This is a genomic window from Rhodanobacter sp. TND4EL1, assembly GCF_054061035.1.
Genome location: NZ_JBSSDT010000002.1, coordinates 620,351 through 639,500 on the forward strand (window position 1 = coordinate 620,351; position 19,150 = coordinate 639,500).

The window sequence follows — 19,150 nt, forward strand, 5'->3', positions numbered from 1 at the left end:
CGTCCGCCTAGACTTGAGCCGCTTGAGGCGTGGGTCAAGCTGCACTGCGGGGAACCGCGGCCAACCGCCGGTGGTCTCAAGCAGCGTCCAGCGTTCTCGCTGTGGCATTCCGGCCGGCGGCATCCCGTCGGCTCGATTCAGGCCCAGACCGGCATGCTGTCGGTTCCCCCCGCGCACGAGGTTCCGTCATCGTCCGTTCGCCGCTTGCCCAACGTGAGCTGTCGTTGTCAGTGGTGCCACCGCCGTCATCGTTGGTGGGCGGGCCGCTTTCCGCGGACCAGGCCGCCACGGCGGCACGGCACCGCCAGCGCTGGCGTGAGCCGTTGCGCGAACGCCGACAACACTGGCTGGCCCTGCTCGCGGCCTTGCTGCTGCACGGCGTGTTCGTGGTGGTGGTCTGGCAGCAGATGCGACCGCGGTGGGTGGCACCGGCGATCGCATCGACGGACGAGGTGTTGCAGGTCCGTTTCATCACCAGCGCTTCCGCACCCGCCGTGCCAGCGGCCCCGGCCATGCAGGCACCACCGCGTCCACGTGCGCCGCGAGCCTCGCATGAGGCGCCGCGAAAGAACGCGATGAGCCTGCAGGTGCCCGAGTCGCCACCGGCCGCCGAGGCCAGGCTGTTCGATGACAGTGGCCAACCCCTGCTGCCCGCGGCGGCGGCCAGTGCTGCGCCGGGTCCGGACTATGTGCAACATCTGCCGCAAGGCGATGCGCGGATCATGCAGCACCGCAGCCCGGTCACCTATCAGGCCACGCGCTTCGACAAGGACTGGGGCAGGAGCAACGCGGTCGACAGCGCGCTGCAGAAACTGGTGGACAAGACCACGGTCAAGAAGACCATCCGGCTGCCGCGGGGTGTGCGCATTCATTGCGCGATTTCGCTCGCCATGCTGGCCGGCGGTTGCGGCGGCGATCCGCCGGCCCCGCCGTCGGCGAAAGACGGCGATGAACGTCTGAACATGGCGCCGGCTCGCTCACTCGATGGACACGACCACGCGCCGAGGCCGCCCGGCGAACAGGCCTGCATCGAGATGTATCGCGCCGGCAAGCCGCTGGCCTGGGGTTGCCCGGTCGACACGCCAAACCGGGCGATCGATGCCGAGTTGCGCGATCGCGCCGCGAAACCCGTCCCGGGGCATTGAGCCGGAACGTCATCGGGCAGGGCGGCGGGCGAACTTTGCGCCAGCGTGATCGGTGATCGCTGTTGCCATGCGGAATCCAGGTCACGCCCGCTACACTCTCCGGATGCCCGAGACGCCACCACAACACGCCCGACGCGCTGCCAATCCGGCGCAGGTGATGCTGAATTCACCGCTGGCGGCGGCGACTCGTGCTCGCGTGTATCACCAGCGCACACGTCCGCGCCCCCGCGAACGCGTCTTGCGTATCGTGGCCATGGTCGGTGCCTTGCTGGTGCATCTGGTGTTTCTGTTCGGCTTTGTCCTCGGCCCCGCGTTTCAGGTCCTGCCGCCGCCCGAGCAGAAGCCGACCCTGCTGCAGGTGCGCTTGATCGAGCCCCCCGAGCCGCCGCCTCCACCGCCGGTGCGCGGCACGCCGCCGAAGGAGCGTGGGCCGCGACACCAGGGTCGCAGCGCCCGGCCGGCCCATGTCAGCGAGCGCAGCGCCAACATCGAAGCGGTGGTAACCCCGACGCCGCCCGCGGCAGCCGCGCCGCCGGTGATCGCCAAGGTGGCGAAGGCCCGCGCGCCCGCGCCGAAACCGGTGGCCGCGCCGCCGGTACCGGTCAGCCTGCCCAAGCCGGCGCCGACGCCCGATCTGCAGCCGGTTCCGTTGTCCGGTGAGCCGCCGGTAGTCGCCTTGCCCACGCCGGTGGTGCAGGTGCCGGTGCCGCCAAGGTTCCAGCCCGAGTCCGCGCGCAAGCCGCAGCTCGAAGGCAATCAGCCGATGCCGCCACCGGCATCACTGGCGATGCCGGAAGTGCCGCCGCAGGCGTCGCCACCGATCACCGCGCCCACCATGGCGCTGGATGCGAACGTGCCCAGATCCAGTGCGCCAGCCAGCGTCACGCCGATGCGGGCCGAAATGCCCGCGGCGCCACCGGTGCCCGAGCTGCAGCCGGTACCGTTGCCCGCACAGGTAGCGCCGACCATCAACCTGACGGCACCACTGAGCGCGCCGAGCCCGACCGTGCCGACCGAACGGCCACAGCTGCAGGCGCCGTCGGTCGAGGTGGCCGAGGCACGGCTCGAAGCGGTGCCACTGGCGCCGTCCGCGCCGGCGAACGTCGAGGCGCAGGCGCCCAGTCAGAAAATCGAAGTGACCGATGCCGCGCGTCAGACGGCTGTCCATCCCTCCATCGAGCGCCCCGAGCTCAGTGCGCCACAAGTCGTTGCGGCGGCCGCTCCTGACAGCGCGACGGCGAAGGCCGAGTCCTCGACGCCGGAAGCCAGTCAGAAAGCGCAGCAGCCGGCCCCCAGCCCGAACGCCACATCGCCCGGACGCGATGTCAGCCGCGCACCCGATGCGACGCCGCAAGGCAGCGATCTGGGCAATCCGGGCAAGCCGGATGGCGCGGTTCGTGAATCGACGGAGGCAAGCAGCACTGCCGCCTCGGCCGAACAGCCAGCGAAGAATCAGGGCAATGGCAAGCAGGCTGCCGCCGAGTCATCGGGCAAGAGCCCGTCGGGCAAGGATCGGATCGGCAAGGCGCAACCAGGTGGCAACCAGCCTGGCGCGGCGCAAGGTGTGCAGCAGGGGAGTCCGCAGGGCGAGCCGCAAGCCGAGCTTGGCCACTACGTGCAGCTGAAGCCGCATGGCGATACCCAGATCATGAATCACGGCTCGCCGAACATCGGCTACAAGGCGACCCGCTTCGAGCAGGACTGGGCGCCGGAAGGCGAAAGCTCGGTCGACACGGCATTGCGTCGTGCGGTCGAGAAAACCCGGGTGAGCCACACGTTCCACCTCCCGCGCGGCATTCGCATCAAGTGTGCGGTGACGCCGCTGTTGCCGATCGCGCTGCTCGGTTGCGGCAACCCGGATCCGCCGGCCAAACCGCTGGAGCAGAAGATCTACGACCGGCTGAACCTTGGCCCGGCCAACCCGGTGGCGACGCCGGCGCCGGCCGTCAGCAGCGCTGTTGCGCCGGCACCGATGGTGAAGTTCGACAACAGTGCCGAGTGCGCCGCTGCCCGGGTTGCCGGCAGCCCGCCGCCGCCGGGTTGCGAGGTGATCACGCTGCCGGTGAAACCCGCCGCGCCGGCGTCGTCTTCCAGCTCGTGGGTGCCGGCCAGCGATCAGTTCCACTAGGCCGGGCGACGGCCTTCGGCAATGCCCGGGCCCTCGTCGTGAACAGCGGCGTCGAGCGCCCGGGCAAGCGCGCCGATGAACGCGGCTACAGCAGCCGCAGCAATTCCTTCATCAAGGGCAAGCGGCGCACGCGTACCGCGCTCGCGCGGAAAACCGCATTGGCCAGCGCCGGCGCCGCGGTGGGCATGGCGAGAAAACTGGCGCCGCTGGGGTCACGGTCGCCGCCATCCACGATGATCACTTCGACGTCGTTCGGCAGTTGCGCCATGCTGGCCAGCGGGTAGTCCTTGAGGTTGTGCTGCTGGACCTGACCGCCCTTGATGGTGATCGCGGCATTCAAGGCGATCGACAGCGCATCCAGGGTGGCGCCGGCGACCTGTCCCTCGAGGCCGAGCGGATTGATCACGCGCCCCACGTCCACCGCGCAGACCACGCGCTGGATGGTCAGTTGCTCGCCCTGCATCGACGCTTCGATCGCATGCGCGACATAGGCACCGTCGACGTGCCAGCAGGCAATGCCCAGGCCGTTGACGGTGCGCAGCCAGTTCTTCCACTCGATGCGGTCGGCGACCAGTTGCAGCACGTGGATCAGCCGGCCGATGTCCAGCGTGCGGCCGTTGTCCAGCGGCAACTGGCGGACGTCGCCGAGGATCCGCAGGCGGGTTTTCAGCGGATCCTCGCGCATCTGGTGCGCGATTTCGTCGATGAAGCTTTCCACTGCGAAGGCGTTGCTGAGATGGGGCATGCCGCGCATCGGGCCGCGTGGTGTGGCCGACTGCAGTGCGTACCAGTCACTGCGGTAATTCGGTACCAGCAGGGCAGGCAGCTGGTCGGCCTGCAGCTCGGACGTCCACAGCTGGTTGTCCGGCACGCCGCGCATGGACAGTGCCGAAGCGCTCGCCATGCGCTGGTTCCACGCCAGCAACTGGCGCTTGCGGTCGATGATCGCGCCGAGCTGGTGCACGCTGCCGCTACGATAGAAGTCGTTGCGCAGGTCCTGCTCGCGCGACCACCACAGACGCACCGGCTTGTTGATCGCCTGAGCCAGCATCACGGCCTCGGCCACGTAATCGTGATCCAGCCGGCGGCCGTAACCGCCGCCTACCCGCGGTACACCGATGTCGATCTTGTCGGCGGTCAGGCCGGTCAGGCGCTGCACCACGACCGACGCCTTCTGTGGCGACTGGGTCGGCACCACGAGGCTGGCGTGGTCCTTGTCCAGCCGTACCAGGCAATTCATCGGTTCAGCGGTGGCGTGAGCCAGCCATGGCTGGAAGTAGGTCGCGTCCAGGCGACGCGCGGCTTTCTTGCCGGCGGCATCGACGTCGCCGATATCGCGCACGCGCGTGGTCGGTTCGTCCGTGCTGCCGAGCAAGGCCAGCGCCCGTTGCTCCAGCGCATAGCTGCTGCCGTCGGCGCCCGCGCCGGCCTTCCATTCCAGCTTGAGTTTGGCCTGCCCCTGCAGCGCGGCCCACGTGCTTTCGGCGATCACGGCCACGGCCGCGGCGATCACCGTGCTGCCCGGCGGTTGTCCGCGCTCCGGCTTCAGCTGCACCACCTTCAGCACGCCTTCGACGGCGAGCGTGTCGGTGGTGTCGATGCGCGCCAGGCTGCCGTCCGGCCATGGGCAATGCGACAACACGGCCACCACCGCGTCGCCGTAGAAATGATCGACGGCGTAGCGGGCCTGGCCAGTGACGATGGCGCGGGCGTCGACGTCGCCGGCGCCGTGGCCGATCAACTGGTAGTCCGCCGGGTTTTTCAGCGGTGGCAGCTGGCTCGGCAGGGCGATCTTGCTGGCGTCGGCGGCGAGGCTGCCATAGCTGAAGCGGCGACCATCGGGGGCGATGATCACGCCGTTCTCGGTGCGCAAGCGGCTGGCAGCCAGGCCAAGCCGGCGCGCGGCGGCCTGCAGCAGCAACCAGCGTGCCGCCGCACCGGCCTGGCGCAGGTCACGCCAGGCGGCGGGAATCGAGGTGCCCGTGCCGCCGACCTGATGGCCGTAAGTCCAGACCGGCTTGCCTTTCGCACTGTCGACGCCGAGGCCGAGTGGCACCACGCGAACGGTGTTCCAGTCCACGTCGAGTTCTTCGGCAAGGATGCGGGGCAGCGAGGTGGCCACGCCGGTGCCGGTGTCCGGATCGCGCGCGCCGATCAACACGCTGCCGTCTTCGTCGATCCGCACGTACGGCCCGAGGCCGTGGATCTTGTCGCCCAGCAAGGCCAGCGGCAGCGGCGCATCCGCTGCCTCGGCGACACGGATGCCGACCAGCAGCGAGCCGGCCGTGCCGGCGATCACCTGCAGAAAGCGGCGACGCGAAAGGCGGACGCCGTTGTTCGTTCCCTGGCTCATCGCTGGCCCGCCTTGCCGGCGGCGGCGCGCTTGATCGCGCGGCGCACGCGGGTCTGGCAGCCGCAGCGGCACTGGTTCGGCAATTGGTCGATGTCGCCGTCGTTCGGGTGCGGCTTGCGCCGCAGCAGGTCGACCCCCGCGATCAGCCAGCCGGGCGTGCAGTAGCCGCAGCCGATCGCGTCCTCGTCGATGAAGGCCTGCTGCAACGGATGCAGGCTGCCGTCGTTGGCGGCGAGACCCTCGACGGTGGTCACCGTCTTGCCGGCCAGCTTCGCCATCGGCTGGCCGATCGCGGAAATCGCCTTGCCATCGACCAGCACCAGGTCGGCACCGCTGCCACCGTGTTCGCCGGCGTACTTGGTGCCGGTCAATCGCAACACGTCGCGCAGGTACCACAGCAGCGGCATCTGCGGATCACCGGTGGGGCGGTAGTGCTCGCCATTGATCTGCAGGTCGATGCCGTCGCGAATCTTTTCCGGAACGATGCTGCTCTCCGGTGGGGTCGGCACAACCTGGGCTTGCACGGGCGCCATCCAAATCTCCTCGAGTCGATCCGCACATTGTGGCATTGCCGCCGCTTGCTAGGGAGCAGGCTGGCTGAACAGGCGGCGCCACATGAAGTAGACCGGCATGCCGGCCAGCATGACCAGCAGCACGATGCTCGAACTGAGCAGGTTGTCGAGCAGGGTGGCCACGACGACCGCACCGACGGCGGCGACAAACAACAGTGGCAACCACGGATAGCCCGGTACGCGGAACCCGCCGGCCGCGTCATCATGGCGGCGATACCAGAACAGGGTAGCCACGCCCACGGCGCAGGCCAGCCAGTCGCCGAAGGTGGCGTAGTCCAGCAGCTGGCCATAGCTGAATGCCAGTGCCAGCAGGATGGCCCAGCCGGAAAGCAGCAGCAGGGCGATGTTCGGCGTGCGCCAGCGAGGGTGCAGTCGGGCCACGGCACGGAAGAACAGGCCGTCTTCGCCCATCACCTGCAACACGCGCGCGCCAGCGACCAGGGTGATGTTGCAGAAGCCCAGCGTGGAAATGGCCACGCCCAGCGCGATCAGCTTGGCACCGACGGGCCCGGCGACCTGTTGCATCACGTCGGCAGCCGGCGCGCTGCTGGCGGCCAGACCGGCATGGCCAAGCACGGCGAGGTAGGCAATATTGACCAGCACGTAGGCGACGATCACCAGTCCCATGCCCAGTGCCAGCGCGCGTGGCAAGGTGCGCTGCGGCTCGCGCACTTCGCCGGCGAGGTTGTTGAGATAGGTGAAGCCGGAATACGCGAACAACACCGGCAGTGCGGCACCGATGAAACCCACGCCCTGGCGCGCCGGATCGGCCGCCAGCACCTGATCGTGACCCGCGCCGGCAAAAAAGAGTCCGCAAGCCACCAGCACCGCCACGGCCAGCAGCTTGAGCAGGGCGAACAGGTTCTGGATCTGGGCGCCGAGCCGGATGCCGAACAGGTTGATGCCCGTGACGAAGACCAGGGCGCCGATCGTCAGTGGCCGCGACCACGCCGGCGACAGGCCGAACAGCGGGGCGGCATAGCTGGCGAAGATCGTCGCCACCGCGGCGGAGGAGCCGGAGTAGATCACCAGCAGCATGGTCCAGCCGAACAGGAAGCCGGCCAGCGGGCCAAAGGCCTCGCGCAGGTAGACATACGTGCCGCCCGCCCGCGGACGACGTGCGCCCAGTTCGGCGTAACACAGCGCGCCGACCAGGGTGAGCAAGCCTGCGGCGACCCACATCAGCAGCAGGGCCAGGCCCGACTCGGTCCGTTGCGCGACAACACCTGGCGTCAGGAAGATGCCGCCGCCGATGACGCCGCCCACCACGATCAGGGCGGCATCCCAGGGACGCAAGCTGCGCAGGTAGCTGCCGGAGGGGTTGGCTTGGGGCATCGGTCGGGTCAGTTGGAGGGGCGCGACAGCATGGCGGTGGATCGCGGGTTCGGCAAGAAGAGCCGGCTCAATCGCTGGCGGGCAGCTGCAATGCACCGCGGACACCGATCACGCAGGAACCGCCGATGGTGACCGCGCCGGTGGCTGCCTCGCGGCTTACGTCGATCAGGCCGTCGCGACCGACTTCCCGGCCCTGGCTGGCGCGATAGCTCAAGCCATAGCCATCACGGTCGCCACGTGCGCCAAGCCAGGCCATGATCGCGGCGTTGGCGCTGCCGGTCACCGGATCTTCGGGCATGCCGTCGGCGGGACAGAAGGCCCGTACCGCCATCGCCGCCGCTCCCGCATGCTCATGCCCGAACACGCTGACTCCCACGGCCCCGTGCCGGATGCACAGGTCGGCCAGGGCGCCCATGTCGGGCACGAGTGCGCGGACCGTTGCCGCCTCGGCCAGGTTGCACAGGATCCAGCGCGGGCCATTGTCGACCAGCACCACCTCGTCGCTGGCCAGTTCCAACTGCAGTGCCCCGGCCAGTTCCGTGCGCAAGTCATCCGCCACCGCGTCCATGCGGGCGGGCGGCGCCTGCACGTGGATGATTCGGGTCGGTCCCTGGCCGATCACCTGCACCGGCAACAGGCCCGCGGCGCACTCCTGGATCAGCGCGGTCTTGCCGGCATCGACCAGGCCAGTCTCGATCGCCGCATACGCGCTGCCCACGCTGGGGTGGCCGGCAAACGGGAGTTCCTGCCGCGGGGTGAAGATGCGCACGCGGTAATCCGCCGGCGGACGGGTCGGCGTCAGCAGGAACGCGGTTTCCGAAAGGTTGGTCCAGCGCGCAATGCGTTGCATGGCTGCGCCATCCAGCTGATCGGCGCCGATCACCACGGCCAGCGGGTTGCCGTCGAACAGGCGACTGGCGAAGACATCCAGTTGCAGGAAGCGAAACGTGTCGGGCATGGTTGGCTGCGATGCTGTCGGTGGGTTTTGGATGATAGCGGCAGGTCGAAAGTCTCTGTGGGCACCGGTTTGGCAACGCGATATGAGCGCTGCCTCAAACGCGAAAGGCCGACACTGCCGTGCCGGCCTTTCGTGTCATGCGACTACCGCCGGGCGCTCAGAACACGCTGAGAAAGATCGCCAGGTTGCTCACGTCGAGCGTGCCGATGCCTGCGCCCGGTTCATAACGGCCCTTGCCGGCGTAGAACCAGTTGTCTCCGTTGCGGATGTCGTTGAATGCCGAGAACGGGCCGTAGCCGAAGATGTTCTGCAGGGCATACACCTGCGGGTTCCACAGGCCGATGCGGCCGTGCGTTGCCTGCCTCAACAGGGCGCTGATGCCGTTCAGTTGCGGCGCCACGAAACTGGTGCCGCCTTCGAACGTCAGCAGGCCCGAACCATCTTTCGACGAGATGAAGCTGTAGCCGGTTTCCGGATCGGCGTTCAGCGAGATATCCGGCTCGTTGCGACCGCGGTAGTTCGCTGGCAGGACGAAGTTGATGCCGTAGATCGGCGCCAGCAAGGTCTGGTTCTTCTCGCTCTTGCGTATTCCGGCGGTGAATTGCTGGTAGCGCGGCACCGGCCAGAACACGCTGACGCCGCCGCCCCCGCCGACCGAATAGAGCTGACTGGTCAGGTCCGCGCCGAAATTGGTCTGGAAGTACTTCACGATGTAATCCCAGCCCCAGACGCTTTCCTTGCTGAGCGAAGCGGTCGGCCCGCCACTGAAGCTGTAAGAGAACGGCAGCGTGGTGCCACCGGCGCTGGTGATGAGCGGATCGGATCCCGGCGCGTCGACGCTGAGCGGTGGCGGCACCGGATCGCTTGGCAGGCCACCGAAACTGCGGGTGGTGTCGTAGGCCCCGGCGTCACCGGAGGAGGCAAACATCGAAATGCCCTGGGCGGCAGCTTCGAGGAAGACCTGATGGAACGCTCGCAGTTCGTCGGTGAAATCGACGCCGCCATTCGATTCGGGGAAATAGAAGATTTCCGGCGACCCCCAGCTGACCGACAGGCTGTCGACCTGGTTGTCGGACACGGCCTGGTTGAACACGTCGAAAAAGCCGGCGTCGGTATTCGGCGCGTCATACACGATGATGTTGGCCCATGGCGCCAGACCGCCGGACTGTTCCACGTCCAGCGACGTCTCGCCGGAACCGGCACTGCTGCCCAGTGGCCCGCCCCCATCCACGTGGACCTGGGTGATCCGGTTCGGCTTGACGCCCAGCCCGATGGTGCTCCAGTAGGTGTATGCGTCAGCCGGCAGGAAGTTGGCCAGCGTGGCGATGCCGATCGTCGAGCCCTTGCCATTCACGCCACGCTGATACAGCGGGTTGATGTTGTAGCGATTGGCCACGTCGCCGACAGTGAATTCGCCGGGCGTGCAGGTGGCCGTGGGATTGCCCTTGCAGGTGGTGGCGGCCGGGGCCGCGCTTCTGGCCAGCGCGTTGGCACTGGGGCCAGTCCGCGGTGGCATCACAGCCGTCATGCGGTGCGAGTGATAGCGTGCCTCGGTGCTCAGGCCCGACGCCACGATCAAGGTGCCGGAAAGGGCGGCAGGAAGACTGGGTGTGGCGTTCGGCTGATGGAAGGTCGATCCATCGCTGGCCTGATAGTCGTGAATGGAGGTATGGAACGCCGCGTTGAACTGCCCGATCGTGCCGCCGACCTTGATCGCCAGATGATTGGGCAGCAACTCGACCTGGGTCAGCCCCTGCTGTTTCAGGAACGCTTGCACCCGCGCAATGTCGCTGGCTGTGGCGCCATAGCGGCTGGCAAACTGCGCCGTGGTGAGGAAGCGATGGAATGCCGGATTGCCGCGCGTCACCGTGCCGTAGACGAACGACTCCAAGGCGGCCTGGTCATGCAGACCCAGCACCAGCGTGACGTTGATCATCTGCCCGGGGTTGCTCGCCCCTAGGTCGGTCGGTGGGGCGCCGTTGCTGGCGAGACTGGTACCGGCATAACCACACAACAGCAACGCGACCGCGGCCGCGAGCGACTTGCGATGCAAGTTCTTCAACATGTCTGATTCTCCAAGGGTAGAAGCGGCCCTCTCGCGGGGCGCCGACGTCATGGGCGTGACGCCGGGCTTCGTCGCAGGCCGTAAGCCATCAGTTCCAGTGAACCCCACATCCACCGCGGCCCCTGAAGACCTTACCGCGCTGGTCTTGCGAGCCTAGCGCTGCGTGATGGGCGCTGGAAGTGTCGTGCGTGCGAAACATCTTGCGAATCCGGAGCGGCGTGCAGGCCAGCCTGGGCGCTTCGGGCCGGCGGTCGATTTGCGGCACAATAAGAGGGTTGTGCGTCGCCAACAGTCGTTGCCGACGCGACATTCCCTCGAATCAAAAGCTGCCGCCATGACCTCCATCAAGCAAGAAGACCTGATCCAGTCCGTCGCCGATGCGCTGCAATACATCAGCTATTACCACCCGGTCGACTACATCAAGAGCCTCGCCGCGGCGTACGAGCGCGAGGAATCTCCCGCCGCGAAGGACGCGATGGCGCAGATCCTGATCAACTCGCGGATGGCCGCCGAAGGACATCGCCCGCTGTGCCAGGACACCGGCATCGTCACCGTGTTCCTGAAAGTGGGCATGAACGTGCGTTGGGACGACGCCACCATGTCGCTGGAAGACATGGCCAACGAAGGCGTGCGCCGTGCGTACATGGATCCGGACAACAAGCTGCGCGCCAGCGTGCTGGCCGACCCGGCCGGCAAGCGCATCAACACCAAAGACAACACGCCCTCGGTGGTGAACATGTCGATCGTGCCGGGCGACAAGGTGGACGTGATCGTGGCGGCCAAGGGCGGCGGCTCCGAGGCGAAATCGAAGTTCGCCATGCTCAACCCGTCCGACTCGATCGTCGACTGGGTGCTGAAAACGGTACCGACGATGGGCGCCGGCTGGTGCCCGCCGGGCATGCTCGGCATCGGCATCGGCGGCACCGCCGAGAAGGCGATGCTGATGGCGAAGGAATCGCTGATGGAGTCGATCGACATCCAGGAACTGATCGCGCGCGGCCCGGCCAATCGTTGCGAGGAACTGCGCATCGAGTTGTACGAGAAGGTCAACGCGCTGGGCATCGGAGCGCAGGGCCTGGGTGGCCTCACCACCGTGCTCGACGTCAAGGTCAAGGATTTTCCGACCCACGCGGCCAACCTGCCGGTGGCGATGATCCCGAACTGCGCGGCCACCCGCCACGCCCATTTCGTGCTGGACGGTTCCGGCCCGGTGATGCTCGATCCGCCGTCGCTGGAAGACTGGCCCAAGCTCACCTTCGACACCTCCAAGGGCCGTCGCGTGAATCTGGACACCGTCACCCGTGAGGACGTGGCCAGCTGGAAGCCCGGCGAAACCCTGCTGCTCAACGGCAAGCTGCTCACCGGCCGCGACGCCGCCCACAAGCGCATGGTCGAGATGCTCAACAAGGGCGAGCCGCTACCGGTCGACTTCAAGGGCCGCTTCATCTACTACGTCGGCCCGGTCGATCCGGTGCGCGAGGAAGTGGTGGGCCCCGCCGGGCCCACCACCGCGACCCGCATGGACAAGTTCACCGAACAGGTGCTGGCGCAAACCGGGCTGCTCGGCATGGTCGGCAAGGCCGAGCGCGGTCCGGCGGCGATCGAGGCGATCAAGAAGCATCAGTCGGTGTATCTGATGGCTGTTGGTGGTGCCGCGTATCTGGTGTCCAAGGCGATCAAGGCGTCGCGCGTGGTCGGTTTCGCCGATCTGGGCATGGAAGCGATCTACGAGTTCACCGTGGAGGACATGCCGGTGACCGTCGCCGTGGATTCCGGTGGCACCTCGGTGCACCAGACGGGGCCAAAGGAATGGCAGGCGCGGATCGGTAAGATTCCAGTGATGGTGGTTTGACCGCTTCGCCTGAGCGAATTTCAAGATCAAACGCGTTTCGTCCTCCTGCGGAGGGCGAGTGAGTTTTCCCTGCGTGGCCAGAGAAAAGTCACCAAAAGAGAGGCCGCCCCGCCCCCGCGCTTTCCGGACCAAGGTCCGGACAGTCCGCGCCGGGGCTGCGGGGTTTGTCGACAGTCCATCCATGGACTGTCGACAAACTCGTTCGCATCCATGCGAACCACCCTGCGGGCCGTTCCTCCACCCCGTCGCCGCTGCAGAGGGGAGGGTAGATCAAAGGCAGCGCGCTGCTGCGCGCCAGAGCACGCTTCAGGCTTTGCTGTGCTGTTGATGTTGCTGTTGATCTTGACTACACCCCCTTGTGAGGCGGTGAGTCGTGGACGACAGGCCGGAGGGGCGTCGGCAGGGATGCCGGAGTCAGAGCAACGCAGGAGCAGTTGCCGGAGTCCTGTCGAAAGGCCCGGCCACGGCTCACAGACTTGTCGGGCGCAGCCCGGCAAGCGCCGAGGAGGGTGGCCTTCTCTTTACTCCGGGCATCCCGCCCTCCGCCCTTCGGGCCGGCTTCGCCGTTCGCGCCGCAGGAGACGAAACGCTCTTGATCTGACTCGATAATCCGTCGCTGCCAGAAAATCACCCCCGTAAAGTCATGCCTGACACCTTCAGAGCCCGTAGCCTCTGTCAAATTGGAAGTCTAAACGTCCAAATGTCACCCGCAATCGGACAGTTGCAATCGTCTTGCCGCAGCGCAACACTGGGCGGATGAATTTCACCGCAACCATGGCACCCTGACTCGTGACCTCGAACACACCTGCGCCACTCACCGCGGAAGCCCCCTGGATCGTGATGAAGTTCGGCGGCACCAGTGTCGCCACGTTGCCCCGCTGGCAGAACATCCGCGAGCTGGTCGACAGCCGTCGCGCCGAGGGCGTCCGGGTGCTGATCGTGGTTTCCGCCTTGTCCGGCATTACCGATGCGCTCAAGCAGTTGTGCCGGCTCAGTGACCGGGCCGAACGCCACCAGGCGGCGAAAGCGATCGTGCAGCGCCATTACGAGTTGCTGGAGCACATGCAGCTGGCCTTGCCGGACACGCTGAATGATCGCCTGGGCGACCTTGTTCGCCTGGCGCAAGAGGGCGCCGCAAGCCACGGCGAGCTGGCCTGGAAGGCCGAGGTGCAGGCGCATGGCGAGCTGATGTCCAGCGCGCTGGGCGCGGCGTTTCTCAGCCACAGCGGTCTGCCCACGCAATGGCTGGACGCGCGCGACTGCCTTGCTGCGATTGCCTTGCCGAACCAGAACGAGCGCACCCGGTTGCTGTCGGCGATGGTCGAGGCCCGGCCCGACCCCGCATTGAACGCGCGGCTGGCCGCGCTGGGCGACGTGTTCATCACCCAGGGCTTCATTGCGCGCGAAAGCCTGGGCCGTACCGTGTTGCTGGGTCGTGGCGGTTCGGATACCTCGGCCGCGTATTTCGGCGCGTTGCTCAAGGCGCAGCGGGTGGAGATCTGGACGGACGTGGCCGGCATGTTCACCGCCAACCCGCGTCAGGTGCCCGGTGCGCGGCTGCTGCAGCGGCTGGATTACGAAGAGGCGCAGGAAGTCGCCTCCACCGGCGCCAAGGTGCTGCACCCGCGCTGTCTGTCGCCGTTGCGCGAGCCGCGCGTGCCACTGCTGATCAAGGACACCAACCGGCCCGAGCTCGAAGGCACCGTGATCGGCCCCGAGGTGCGCGCGCACGCGCCCAGCGTCAAGGCCATCAGCGCGCGCAAGGGAATTACCCTGGTGTCGATGGAGTCGGTCGGCATGTGGCAGCAGGTCGGCTTCCTTGCCGATGTGTTCGCGCATTTCAAGACGCATGGGCTGTCGGTCGACCTGATCGGCTCGGCCGAGACCAATGTCACCGTGTCGCTGGACCCCACCGAAAACCTGCTCGATTCCGATGCCATTGCCGCGCTGGCCACCGACCTGGCCAAGGTGTGCCGGGTCAAGGTGATTGCGCCGTGCGCGGCCATCACCCTGGTCGGGCGCGGCATGCGCTCGCTGTTGCATACCTTGTCCGGCGTGCTGGCCGAGTTCGGCCAGTTGCGCGTGCACATGATTTCCCAGTCGTCGAACAATCTGAATCTCACCTTCGTGGTGGATGAGGAAGTGGTCGACGCGCTGCTGCCGCATCTGCACGATCTGCTGATCGGCGCCGGCGCGTTGCGCACCGACGACAGCGCGCTGTTCGGCCCGAGCTGGCAGGCCTTGTACGGCAGCGGGGAGGTGCTCGATGCGGCGACGGCCTGGTGGCATGAGGCAGAGCGCGAGCGGCTGTTGCAGATTGGCGCCGAAGCGACGCCGCGTTACGTTTACCACCTGCCCACCGTGCGCCATCAGGCGCGCGAGCTGAAATCGCTGGCGGCGGTCGATCGCCTGCATTACGCGGTCAAGGCGAACACCCACCCGGCGATTCTGGGCGTACTGGCCGAAGAGGGTTTCGGCTTCGAGTGCGTGTCGCCGGGCGAGTTGAGGGCGGTGATGGCGGTGGTGCCGGCAACCGCACCGCTGTTGTTCACGCCGAATTTCGCGCCGCGCCAGGACTACGCCTGGGCGCTGACCACCCGTGCCACCGTGTCGCTCGACGCACTCTATCCGCTGGAACACTGGGGAGAGCTGTTCCGCGGTCGCGAGATCGTGTTGCGAATCGACCTGGGCCGCGGGCTGGGCCATCACGAAAAAGTGCGCACCGGCGGCAGTGGCAGCAAGTTCGGACTGCCGTTCGATCAACTGGATGATTTCCTGCATCTGGCCGACGCCCATGGCGTGACCGTGCGCGGCCTGCATGCGCATCTGGGCTCGGGCATTCTCGATGAAGCGCACTGGGGCGACGTCTACGCCCAGCTGGCCAGCCTCGCCGAGCGTATCGGCAGCGTCAGCTTCATCGACATCGGCGGCGGCCTCGGCGTGCCTTCGCATCCGGGCGAGGCGCGGCTGGATATCCCCGCCCTCGATCGCGTGCTGCGCGAGGTCAAGGCGGCGTATCCCCACTATCAACTGTGGATGGAGCCGGGCCGCTATCTGGTCGCCGATGCCGGCGTGCTGCTGGCGAAAGTCACCCAGCAGAAAGGCAAGGGCTCACTGCGTTACCTCGGCATCGACACCGGCATGAACAGCCTGATCCGCCCGGCGCTGTACGACGCCTGGCACGAAATCGTCAACCTGACGCGATTGCACGAACCGGCCACCGCGCTGTACCAGATCGTCGGCCCGATCTGCGAGACCGGCGACGTCCTCGGCAGCGACCGCCGCCTGCCCGAGGCGCAGGAAGGTGACGTGATGCTGATCGCCCAGGCCGGCGCCTACGGCAAGGTCATGTCCAGCCCGTACAACCTGCGCGACGAGGCCAGCGAGGTAGTCATTGATGCCTGAAGCTCCTGCCTCCTCTCCCCTCCGGGGAGAGGATTGAGGTGAGGGGCCACGCCGCGACTGACCAACAACAAAGGAGCCTTTCAAGGATGAAACGCCAAAACGTCGACCGGGCGCGCGACCTGCGCCAAGCCATGACCGATGCCGAGCAGAAGCTCTGGTATCGGTTGCGCAATCGGCAATTGTGCGGCCACAAGTTCCGCCGCCAGCACGAAATCGACCACTACATCGTTGATTTCGTATGCAACGACGCCATGCTGATCATCGAGCTGGACGGCGGCCAGCACGTCGAGCAGCAGGAATACGACGAGCGTCGCACGCGATATTTGGAAGCGAAGGGATACTGCGTGCTGCGTTTCTGGAACAATGAGGCATTAATGAACATCGAGAGCGTGCTTGAGGTGATTCTGGAGGCTGCGACCAAGGCGGCCCCTCACCCCAACCCTCTCCCCAAAGGGGAGAGGGAGTCAGGTTCGCTGGAGAGTGAAGAGTGACAACAACCATGCAACCCCGCCTCACCCAGGTATTCCGTTTCACCCGTGCCAGCTACGCCGATGGCGTGGCCGAGCTGGGCTATGCGTTCGATGACGGCGAGGAGCTGGTCGAGCGGATCCGGTTTCCGCAGGCACCGGCGATTCCGGCAGAGCGCCGCGTGGCGTTCGACGCGGCGCTGAAGCTGCTGCACCTGATTGCCGGAGTCAGCTACTACAAGGCCGGCGTGCCGCCGAAGATCGAGCGGGTCGATGGCCCACTGGACGACGCGACGGCTGATCTGCTCGATGCGCTGTACCTGCATGGCCTGGCCGAGTTTGCCTATCGCAACGGGCTGGATTTGCGTGGACGCATCAGTTTTCCGCGAAGCACAACATCACCCTCTCCGAGAGAGGGGCGGGGTGAGGGCACGGCGCTGTCGCACGCCACCGCATTGAATTTGCCCAAGCGCACCCTCGTGCCGATCGGCGGCGGCAAGGATTCGCTGGTTGCCGTCGAGGCGATCAAGTCGATCGGTGGCGAGGCGACGGCGGTATGGGTCGGCAATTCCGCGCTGATCGCCGCCTGCGCCGCGCGCACCGGGTTGCCCACGCTGAACATCCAGCGCGAACTGGCCCCGGGTCTGTTCGAGATGAACCGGCTCGGCGCCTGGAACGGCCACATTCCGGTGACCGCGGTGAACTCGGCGATCCTCGCGCTTGCTGCGATCCTCTACGGCTACGACTCGATCGCGTTCGCCAACGAGCGTTCTGCCTCGGCCGCGACGCTGGAGTACGACGGCCAGCAGGTGAATCACCAGTGGAGCAAGGGTTATGTGTTCGAGCAGTTGCTTGGCGACTGGTTGCACACCCACGTGGCCAGCGACCTGGATTATTGCTCGCTGCTGCGCCCGTATTCGGAGCTGGCGATCACCCGCGCCTTCGCCAAGCTGACGCCGTACTTCGACGTGTTCTCCAGCTGCAACCGCAACTTCAAGCTGCTTGGCCCAAAGCCGGTCGATCGCTGGTGTGGGCAGTGTCCGAAATGCCACTTCGTGTTCCTGGCGCTGGCGCCGTTCCTGCCCAAGCCGCGGCTGCTGTCGATCTTCGGCCGCAACCTGTTGGATGACGAACATCAGGCGGCGGGCTTTGATGCATTGCTGGAATACCAGGATCACAAGCCGTTCGAATGCGTGGGCGAAGGCGCCGAGGCGCGCGCGGCGATGTACGCGTTGAGCCAGCGGCCGGAGTGGCAGGAAGATGCATTGGTTGCGCGTTTCCGCAGTGAAATCCTGCCGCAACTGGATGCCGCCGAACTGGCGATTGAGCCGTGGCTGGAGCCGTCACCCGAACAGCGCGTACCGGCTCGGCTGTTGCCTGCGCTGAAAACCATCGGTTGATGAACCTTGGCTCCGGCGAGAGAGAAATGCATGCGCATGGCTGAACTGGCGAATCGCCGCGTCGCGATCTGGGGTTTTGGACGCGAAGGACACGCCGTCATCCGCGCATTGCGTACGCGCCTGCCGGCGCAACTGCTGACCCTGTTTTGCAGTGCGGCTGAGGTCGACGCGGCGCGCGCATTCGATGCGGCACTCGAGGTGATTGCTGGGGAACCGGACGCCGCGACGCTGGCGCAGTTCGACGTGGTGGTGAAGTCGCCCGGCATTTCGGCGTACAAGCCGGCGCTGTTGGCAGCCCGCGCGCAGGGCACGCAGTTCACCTCGGGCACCGCGCTGTGGTTTGCTGAAAATCCCGACGCACGCGTCATCGGTGTCACCGGCACCAAGGGCAAGAGCACCACCAGCGCGCTGCTTGCGCACCTGGCGCGTTCGCTCGGCGTGCGCACCGCGCTGGCCGGCAATATCGGCCTGCCGCTGCTGGAGCTGCTCGGTCAGCAGGCCGATCTGTGGGTGATCGAACTGTCCAGTTTCCAGACCGGCGAAGCCGGCCCGCTGGAGCTGGGCGTGATCACCAGCCTGTACGAGGAACACCTGGACTGGCACGGCTCGCGCGAGCGCTACGTGGCCGACAAGCTGCGCCTGGCCGATGTCTCGCGCCAGCTGCTGGTCAACGCACTGCAGCCGGTCTTGCTGGCGCGTACCCACGAGCACCCGCAACGCCTGCTGTTCGGTCAGCCGGAGGGCTGGCACGTGACCGGCGACTTCATCCGGCGCGGCACGCAGGCCGTCTTCGCGATCGCGCAGCTGGTCGCGCCCGGCCTGCACAACGCACTCAACGCCTGCGCCGCGCTGGAAGCGCTGGAAGCGGTCGGCATGGATGCGCTGGCCGCCGCGCCCGCACTGGCCAGCTTCCGTCCGCTGCCGCATCGACTGCAGCCACTGGGCGAGCATGACGGCTGGCACTGGGTCAACGATTCCATCAGCACCACGCCGCTGGCCACGCTGGCGGCGCTGGAAAGCCTGCACGACCGTGCGGTGACCGTGCTGGTCGGCGGGCATGACCGCGGCCTGGACTGGACCCCGTTCGTCGAGGTCGTGCGCCACACGCCGCCGAACGCGATCATCTGCATGGGCGGCAATGGCGGCCGTATCGCCGAGGCGCTGCGGGCCGCTGCCGTCTCCTGTCCCTTGCTGCAGGTGGGCGATCTGGCCGCCGCCGTGAATTCGGCGAAGGCATGCACGCCGGCGGGCGGGGTGATCCTGCTGTCGCCGGGGGCGCCCAGTTTCGACCAGTTCAAGGATTACGCCGAACGGGGGCGCCAGTTCACGGCGCTGGCGGGTTTTGATGCGGCGGCCATTGCCGGCATCGACGGCCTGGGCATTGCACCGGTGCGGCCAGGCTGAACCGGCCGGCGGCCGCGGCGACCGTCCGGAAAAAGAATTTTCACCGGCGAGTACCCTAATCGCCTT

The 19,150-nt window shown here is 66.9% G+C and carries 12 protein-coding genes; 7 read left to right on the forward strand and 5 right to left on the reverse strand.

The genetic code is table 11. The features are described 5' to 3' along the window. The first annotated feature begins 230 nt into the window (after window positions 1-230). Together ACVWWQ_RS09380 and ACVWWQ_RS09385 are read left to right on the forward strand one after the other, a co-directional pair. Window positions 231-1,145, forward strand: a complete 915-nt coding sequence (locus ACVWWQ_RS09380) for a hypothetical protein (protein ID WP_457383412.1) — start codon at window positions 231-233, stop codon at window positions 1,143-1,145. A gap of 157 nt (window positions 1,146-1,302) precedes the next feature. Beyond that, window positions 1,303-3,273, forward strand: a complete 1,971-nt coding sequence (locus ACVWWQ_RS09385) for a hypothetical protein (protein ID WP_457383371.1) — start codon at window positions 1,303-1,305, stop codon at window positions 3,271-3,273. An 85-nt stretch (window positions 3,274-3,358) separates the two neighbouring features. Here the strand turns inward: ACVWWQ_RS09385 and ACVWWQ_RS09390 are convergent, their stop codons facing one another. The 5 genes from ACVWWQ_RS09390 to ACVWWQ_RS09410 all read right to left on the reverse strand — a co-directional run bounded on the left by ACVWWQ_RS09390 (window position 3,359) and on the right by ACVWWQ_RS09410 (window position 10,556). Continuing rightward, window positions 3,359-5,626 (reverse strand): molybdopterin cofactor-binding domain-containing protein, encoded by a 2,268-nt coding sequence (locus tag ACVWWQ_RS09390; protein ID WP_133947854.1) that lies wholly within the window; start codon window positions 5,624-5,626, stop codon window positions 3,359-3,361. Beyond that, a complete protein-coding gene (locus ACVWWQ_RS09395) occupies window positions 5,623-6,159 on the reverse strand; it encodes a (2Fe-2S)-binding protein (protein ID WP_133947852.1) in 537 nt (178 codons plus the stop codon). Before ACVWWQ_RS09395 ends, ACVWWQ_RS09390 begins: the two co-directional genes overlap by 4 nt. A gap of 48 nt (window positions 6,160-6,207) precedes the next feature. Continuing rightward, window positions 6,208-7,533, reverse strand: coding sequence for an amino acid permease (locus ACVWWQ_RS09400; RefSeq protein WP_133947850.1), 1,326 nt, complete (start codon window positions 7,531-7,533; stop codon window positions 6,208-6,210). A gap of 67 nt (window positions 7,534-7,600) precedes the next feature. Further along, window positions 7,601-8,491 (reverse strand): PhzF family phenazine biosynthesis protein, encoded by an 891-nt coding sequence (locus tag ACVWWQ_RS09405; RefSeq protein ID WP_133947848.1) that lies wholly within the window; start codon window positions 8,489-8,491, stop codon window positions 7,601-7,603. 157 nt (window positions 8,492-8,648) lie between these two features. After that, window positions 8,649-10,556: a S53 family peptidase gene (locus ACVWWQ_RS09410; protein WP_133947846.1), complete on the reverse strand. Its 1,908-nt coding sequence runs from the start codon at window positions 10,554-10,556 to the stop codon at window positions 8,649-8,651. A 334-nt stretch (window positions 10,557-10,890) separates the two neighbouring features. Between ACVWWQ_RS09410 and ACVWWQ_RS09415 the strand changes: the two genes are divergently transcribed. The 5 genes from ACVWWQ_RS09415 to murD all read left to right on the forward strand — a co-directional run bounded on the left by ACVWWQ_RS09415 (window position 10,891) and on the right by murD (window position 19,084). Further along, window positions 10,891-12,408 carry a fumarate hydratase gene (locus tag ACVWWQ_RS09415; protein WP_133947844.1) on the forward strand — a complete coding sequence of 506 codons (1,518 nt, stop codon included), beginning with the start codon at window positions 10,891-10,893 and terminating at the stop codon, window positions 12,406-12,408. A gap of 789 nt (window positions 12,409-13,197) precedes the next feature. Next, window positions 13,198-15,813, forward strand: a complete 2,616-nt coding sequence (locus tag ACVWWQ_RS09420) for a bifunctional aspartate kinase/diaminopimelate decarboxylase (protein WP_133947842.1) — start codon at window positions 13,198-13,200, stop codon at window positions 15,811-15,813. 86 nt (window positions 15,814-15,899) lie between these two features. Continuing rightward, window positions 15,900-16,304 carry an endonuclease domain-containing protein gene (locus ACVWWQ_RS09425; RefSeq protein ID WP_099654661.1) on the forward strand — a complete coding sequence of 135 codons (405 nt, stop codon included), beginning with the start codon at window positions 15,900-15,902 and terminating at the stop codon, window positions 16,302-16,304. Window positions 16,305-16,312: 8 nt separating this feature from the next. After that, entirely contained in the window at window positions 16,313-17,680 is a 1,368-nt protein-coding gene (murL, locus tag ACVWWQ_RS09430; protein WP_457383372.1) for a UDP-N-acetyl-alpha-D-muramoyl-L-alanyl-L-glutamate epimerase, read from the forward strand. Window positions 17,681-17,710: 30 nt separating this feature from the next. Then, a complete protein-coding gene (murD, locus tag ACVWWQ_RS09435; protein WP_133947839.1) occupies window positions 17,711-19,084 on the forward strand; it encodes a UDP-N-acetylmuramoyl-L-alanine--D-glutamate ligase in 1,374 nt (457 codons plus the stop codon). The last annotated feature ends 66 nt before the right edge of the window (window positions 19,085-19,150 follow it).

Coding starts and splice junctions, on each gene's coding strand:
- murL (WP_457383372.1), top strand. CDS start 16,313: ATGCAACCCCGCCTCACCCAGGTATTCCGTTTCACCCGTGCCAGCTAC.
- ACVWWQ_RS09405 (WP_133947848.1), bottom strand. CDS start 8,491: ATGCCCGACACGTTTCGCTTCCTGCAACTGGATGTCTTCGCCAGTCGC.
- ACVWWQ_RS09390 (WP_133947854.1), bottom strand. CDS start 5,626: ATGAGCCAGGGAACGAACAACGGCGTCCGCCTTTCGCGTCGCCGCTTT.
- ACVWWQ_RS09395 (WP_133947852.1), bottom strand. CDS start 6,159: ATGGCGCCCGTGCAAGCCCAGGTTGTGCCGACCCCACCGGAGAGCAGC.
- ACVWWQ_RS09410 (WP_133947846.1), bottom strand. CDS start 10,556: ATGTTGAAGAACTTGCATCGCAAGTCGCTCGCGGCCGCGGTCGCGTTG.
- murD (WP_133947839.1), top strand. CDS start 17,711: ATGCGCATGGCTGAACTGGCGAATCGCCGCGTCGCGATCTGGGGTTTT.
- ACVWWQ_RS09385 (WP_457383371.1), top strand. CDS start 1,303: ATGCTGAATTCACCGCTGGCGGCGGCGACTCGTGCTCGCGTGTATCAC.
- ACVWWQ_RS09400 (WP_133947850.1), bottom strand. CDS start 7,533: ATGCCCCAAGCCAACCCCTCCGGCAGCTACCTGCGCAGCTTGCGTCCC.
- ACVWWQ_RS09425 (WP_099654661.1), top strand. CDS start 15,900: ATGAAACGCCAAAACGTCGACCGGGCGCGCGACCTGCGCCAAGCCATG.
- ACVWWQ_RS09415 (WP_133947844.1), top strand. CDS start 10,891: ATGACCTCCATCAAGCAAGAAGACCTGATCCAGTCCGTCGCCGATGCG.